Origin of the sequence: Shigella sp. FC1544 (assembly GCF_001722145.1) — a bacterium.
Classification (GTDB): Bacteria; Pseudomonadota; Gammaproteobacteria; order Enterobacterales; family Enterobacteriaceae; genus Escherichia; species Escherichia coli.
The window spans coordinates 1-1,666 of record NZ_MECT01000278.1; the positions used below are offsets into that span (position 1 = coordinate 1).

At 50.8% G+C, this 1,666-nt stretch carries 2 protein-coding genes and 2 pseudogenes; all 4 read right to left on the reverse strand.

Going from position 1 to position 1,666, the window contains the following annotated elements; translation table 11 throughout:
• Nucleotides 1-412 (reverse strand): PerC family transcriptional regulator (locus tag BGK49_RS14170; RefSeq protein ID WP_069375764.1); only part of this gene is annotated, 412 nt, incomplete at its 3' end.
• Nucleotides 409-1,233, reverse strand: a complete 825-nt coding sequence (locus BGK49_RS14175; RefSeq protein ID WP_000061535.1) for a helix-turn-helix domain-containing protein — start codon at nt 1,231-1,233, stop codon at nt 409-411. The genes BGK49_RS14170 and BGK49_RS14175, both read right to left, overlap by 4 nt.
• Nucleotides 1,230-1,450 (reverse strand): annotated as a pseudogene (locus tag BGK49_RS14180) (hypothetical protein). Before BGK49_RS14180 ends, BGK49_RS14175 begins: the two are co-directional and overlap by 4 nt.
• Nucleotides 1,447-1,566, reverse strand: a pseudogene (locus tag BGK49_RS30470) (Rha family phage regulatory protein); the annotation flags it as partial. The pseudogenes BGK49_RS14180 and BGK49_RS30470, both read right to left, overlap by 4 nt.
• Nucleotides 1,567-1,666 lie beyond the last annotated feature (100 nt).

Genomic DNA, 1,666 nt, shown 5'->3' on the forward strand with positions numbered 1-1,666 from the left:
GCTCACGACGCGCCAGAAAATTGTTTCGTTCTGGCTGGGAGTGGCTTTCACGGAATGCCGCCATCCACACCGTTGCAGCACGACGGTATAAGCCCCTGGACTCCAGTTCTTCCGCCTGGCGGGTCAGGCACAAAATCTCCCGCGGGTCGTTAGTGCCGACATAGAAATTGCGCACAGGTCTGGTTTCACGAACTGGTTGCGGTTCCGCCTCCTGCGCTCTCTCAGTCAGGCGCGGGAAATGTCTGCGTGTATCCCCTTCACAACGGTGAGCCACACGACCACTCTGACGTAATTTGCTTGCTGACTGCAGAACGCACTGCCGTGAGTAACCTGTAAAAGCATCCGCAATGTCTCCGGAAGTACACCCCGGATGGGCTTCAATGAATTTCTGAACTTCATTCAAAAGACTCATAATCCCCCCCTGAATCCTGCCGGGATCTGGCTGTAGTCCACGTTGTCGTAACTGGCTTTGAAGTACGGGTCCTCGCGTCTGGCTGCAGATACCGCAGGAACTTCCCAGGATTCTTCGAAATGACGATCTGGACCAAAGAACGTGACAGCCTGTTTCACAAATTGTGTGCCGCTATTGCCCATCGCAGATACCCAGCCCGCGTAGCGTTTCACACCTTCCAGCATGGTTTCGGGGTTTACCCCCTCGTTCAAACGGGCTTTCCAGGCTTTGAAGGCTGCAGATTTTGAATTGCCACCAGCACGTTTGGGATATGCCAGCCATGCCTGCTCAAACTCCGGAGAGTATTCCGGTCGGTTTGAACGAACTCGCACGGACTCATCAACTGATGCACCAACAGCTATTGGTTCATTGACTGGTTCTTTGACTGGTTCAAAAGAGTGACTGGTTCTGGGTGAATCTCCTACACTACCCCTTGGTGCAACTCCTGCACTACCTGGTGAATTTGCTGCACCAGATAGTGAATTATTTGCACTACCCCCTAGTGAATCTCCTGCACCATCAAGATGAAGGAGATAGATATTACTTGAGTTACCTTTTTCACCTTTCCGGGTGACTTTTTTTACCAGCCCGGACTCACAAAGGGCCGCAATATGATTCATCACAGAACGTTTGCTAATCTCGCACTGGTCAGCAATATGCTGGTAGCTGGGCCAGCACTCACCCTGATCGCTGGCATTATCAGCCAGCTTAATCAGAACCAGTTTTCGCAATGGATTTCCCACTCGAATTTTCATCGCTTTAACCATCAGCTCCATACTCATGCAGCACCTCCGAGATGCTTCATGTTTTTTCCGGAGCGAAAGGCTATAAGCGGCATACTGATGCGGTAATTACGGCCCAGCGGTTCACAAATCACCTTCTGACATTCACGACCAGGCTAACACGTAGAACATGCCCTGCAGGCGTGGTGTACCACTGACCCGGACGAGGACAACGGAAAGTCTGATTGGTAAACCGTTTGAAAATATTCCGGATCATTTGCGCCCCCTTACCTCTGAAGGGTTCAGCGACAAATTTATGAGGCAGGCCAGTGCCGAAGCATCATTAATATAGTCATACAAGCTAACAGCCAGCGGAGATTCGGCTTTTGCCAACTGAAGTGGTCAACAAAAACTGGCCACCGAGTTAGAGTTTTTCCAGTATCGATTTTCCGATTCGTTTGGGGGTAACCCACCGTTATATTCGTGCGGTCTT

What these genes read in the sequence shown, in the direction of transcription:
- BGK49_RS14175 (WP_000061535.1), bottom strand. Translation starts at nt 1,233, where the DNA reads ATGAGTATGGAGCTGATGGTTAAAGCGATGAAAATTCGAGTGGGAAAT.